This is a genomic window from Methanoculleus sp. UBA413 (genome assembly GCF_002502935.1).
Lineage (GTDB): Archaea > Halobacteriota > Methanomicrobia > Methanomicrobiales > Methanoculleaceae > Methanoculleus > Methanoculleus bourgensis.
The window spans coordinates 21,073-21,427 of sequence record NZ_DAQR01000138.1; the positions used below are offsets into that span (position 1 = coordinate 21,073).

Genomic DNA, 355 nt, shown 5'->3' on the forward strand with positions numbered 1-355 from the left:
GAAGGCGCGAAGGGTGACGGTGGGGGGAGCTACGCATCCTTCGCAGGCAACGCGAACTTCGCGTGCGATCAACAAGTGCACCTGAAACGTTAGATGCAACGATCCACTACCCACGGTACCGCCCTTCCGACTGAAGCAGGGGTAGTTGGCGGCCATTTCAAAACGTTTATATGAGAACTCGGCAATACTATCGTGTTCTCAAATTTTGAGAGGTGTTTAAAGTGGTAGTTAAAGTAGGAATTGCGAAACTGGGAAATATCGCCAGTGGTGTAATGGCTGAACTTCTCCTCGATGAGCGCGGCGACCGTGAGGAGATGATCACCTTCATGGCGACCTCCGGGACGAAACTGCAGCC

Annotated in this window: 1 protein-coding gene; it reads left to right on the forward strand. The window is 52.7% G+C overall.

The features are described from left to right. Positions 1-221: 221 nt before the first annotated feature. Positions 222-355, forward strand: a 134-nt coding sequence (locus BP858_RS12055; protein ID WP_286879573.1) for a F420-dependent methylenetetrahydromethanopterin dehydrogenase, incomplete at its 3' end; no start/stop codon positions are given.